1 protein-coding gene is annotated in these 291 nt (G+C 61.5%); it reads right to left on the bottom strand.

Going from position 1 to position 291, the window contains the following annotated elements; all coding sequences use genetic code 11:
• On the bottom strand, positions 1–291 hold a 291-nt coding region (locus tag IB248_RS32480), incomplete at both ends, for a cytochrome b N-terminal domain-containing protein (RefSeq protein ID WP_192242263.1).

Here is a 291-nt window from a genome sequence, read left to right as displayed (position 1 = left end):
CCCAGAAGGACATCTGGCCCCAGGGCAGAACGTAGCCCATGAAGCCGGTCGCCATCATCAGCAGGTAGATGAGGACGCCGAGGATCCAGAGGATCTCGCGCGGCGCCTTGTAGGAGCCGTAGTAGAGGCCACGGGCGATGTGCAGATAGACGGCAACGAAGAAGAACGACGCGCCGTTGGCGTGCATATAGCGCAGCAGCCAGCCGTGGTTGACGTCACGCATGATCTTTTCGACGGAGTTGAAGGCAACCGTCGTTTCCGCCGCATAGTGCATGGCCAGCACGACGCCGG

This window comes from Rhizobium sp. RHZ01, assembly GCF_014851595.1.
Lineage (GTDB): Bacteria > Pseudomonadota > Alphaproteobacteria > Rhizobiales > Rhizobiaceae > Rhizobium > Rhizobium altiplani.
Note: the sequence above shows the minus strand (reverse complement) of the source record. Positions and strands in the feature narration are given on the sequence as shown.